The 2,084-nt window shown below is 64.4% G+C and carries 2 protein-coding genes and 1 pseudogene; all 3 read left to right on the top strand.

From position 1 onward, the window contains the following. Window positions 1-498, top strand: a pseudogene (locus HP546_RS29560) (glutamyl-tRNA reductase); the annotation flags it as partial. Further along, complete coding sequence (gene prfA, locus HP546_RS29555; protein WP_172233229.1) at window positions 495-1,577, top strand: peptide chain release factor 1; 1,083 nt, start codon at window positions 495-497, stop codon at window positions 1,575-1,577. The pseudogene HP546_RS29560 and the gene prfA, both read left to right, overlap by 4 nt. After that, on the top strand, window positions 1,577-2,084 hold a 508-nt coding region (locus tag HP546_RS29550; protein ID WP_172233226.1), incomplete at its 3' end, for a peptide chain release factor N(5)-glutamine methyltransferase. The genes prfA and HP546_RS29550, both read left to right, overlap by 1 nt.

Below are 2,084 nucleotides of genomic sequence, written 5' to 3'. Positions count from 1 at the left end.
GAGAGCGCGCTGAAGCAGCGCCGGCACAAGCCGATCTTCATGGTCGACATCGCCGTGCCACGCGATATCGAATCAGAAGTCGGCGAGCTGGACGACGTGTACCTGTATACCGTCGACGACCTGCATGATGTGGTGGCGGAAAACCTCAAGAGCCGCCAGGGCGCGGCGCAGGCTGCCGAAGAACTGGTCTCGGTGGGCGCCGAAGACTTCATGGTGCGCCTGCGCGAGCTGGCCGCAGTGGATGTGCTCAAGGCCTACCGCCAGCAAAGCGAGCGCCTGCGCGATGAAGAACTGCAAAAGGCCCAGCGCCTGCTGGCCAACGGCGGCAACCCCGAGGACGTGTTGGCCCAACTGGCCCGGGGCCTGACCAACAAACTCCTGCATGCGCCCAGCGTGCAGTTGAAAAAGCTCTCGGCCGAGGGCCGCGTCGATGCGCTGGCCATGGCCCAGGAACTCTTTGCCCTCAACGAGGGCTCCACGGACAAGACTCCGCAATGAAAGCGTCGCTGCTGAACAAACTGGAAATCCTCCAGGACCGCTTCGAAGAACTCACCGCCCTGCTTGGTGACGCCGAGGTCATTTCCGACCAGACGCGCTTTCGCGCCTATTCCCGCGAATATGCCGAGGTCGAGCCGGTCTACTCTGCTTATAAAGAGTGGCGCAAAGTCCAGGACGACCTCGAAGGCGCGCAGGCGCTGCTCAAGGACAGTGACCCGGACCTGCGCGAAATGGCCGTGGAAGAGGTGCGTGACGCCAAGGAGCAACTGCTGACGCTGGAGGCGCACCTGCAACGCATGCTGCTGCCCAAAGACCCCAACGACGGCCGCAACGTGTTTCTCGAGATCCGCGCCGGCACCGGTGGCGACGAGGCGGCGATCTTCTCTGGCGACTTGTTCCGCATGTATTCGCGCTACGCCGAAAAACGCGGCTGGCGCCTGGAAATCCTCTCGGAAAACGAGGGCGAGCACGGCGGCTACAAGGAAATCATCGCCCGCGTCGAGGGTGACAGCGTGTACGGCAAGCTCAAGTTCGAGTCCGGTGCACACCGTGTGCAACGCGTGCCGGAAACTGAATCCCAGGGCCGTATCCACACCTCCGCGTGCACCGTGGCGGTACTGCCCGAGCCCGACGAACAGGCGGCGATCGAAATCAACCCGGCCGACCTGCGCGTAGACACCTACCGCTCTTCCGGCGCCGGCGGCCAGCACGTCAACAAGACCGACTCGGCAATCCGTATCACCCACTTGCCCACCGGCATCGTGGTGGAGTGCCAGGAAGAGCGTTCGCAGCACAAGAACCGTGCCCGCGCCATGTCCTGGCTGTCGGCCAAGCTCAACGACATGCAGACCAGCGCCGCGCAGAATGCCATCGCCAGCGAGCGCAAGCTGCTGGTGGGCTCGGGTGACCGTTCCGAACGTATCCGTACGTACAATTATCCACAGGGCCGGGTGACCGATCACCGTATCAACCTGACCCTGTACTCGCTGGACGACATCCTCGCCGGTGGCGTGGATGCCGTGATCGAACCGCTGCTGGCCGAATACCAGGCGGATCAACTGGCCGCCCTGGGGGACTGATGACCATCATCGCCAGCCTGCTGCGCAACGCGCAGTTGCCCGAATCGCCTACCGAGCGCCTGGATGCCGAACTGCTGCTGGCTGCGGCCATCGGCAAGTCGCGCAGCTACCTGCACACCTGGCCCGAACGCATCGTCAGCAGCGAGGACGCCCAGACCTATGCCGGCTATCTGCAGCGTCGCCGTGGCGGCGAACCGGTGGCCTATATCCTTGGCCAGCAGGGCTTCTGGAAGATCGACCTCGAAGTGGCGCCGCATACCCTGATCCCGCGGCCGGATACCGAGCTGTTGGTCGAGACGGCCCTTGAGCTGCAACCTGCCTTGCCAGCCAAGGTCCTCGACCTGGGCACCGGCACCGGTGCCATCGCCCTGGCCCTGGCCAGTGAGCGCCCGGCCTGGCAGGTGACTGCAGTTGACCGGGTAGAGGAGGCTGCTGCCCTGGCCGAGCGCAACCGCAAACGCCTTGGCCTGGCGAATGCCGAGGTGCGGGTGAGCCACTGGTTCGACA

This window comes from Pseudomonas sp. CM25 (genome assembly GCF_013179705.1).
Lineage (GTDB): Bacteria > Pseudomonadota > Gammaproteobacteria > Pseudomonadales > Pseudomonadaceae > Aquipseudomonas.
The sequence above is the reverse complement of the archived record's forward strand: the minus strand, read 5'-3'. Positions and strand labels throughout refer to the sequence as shown.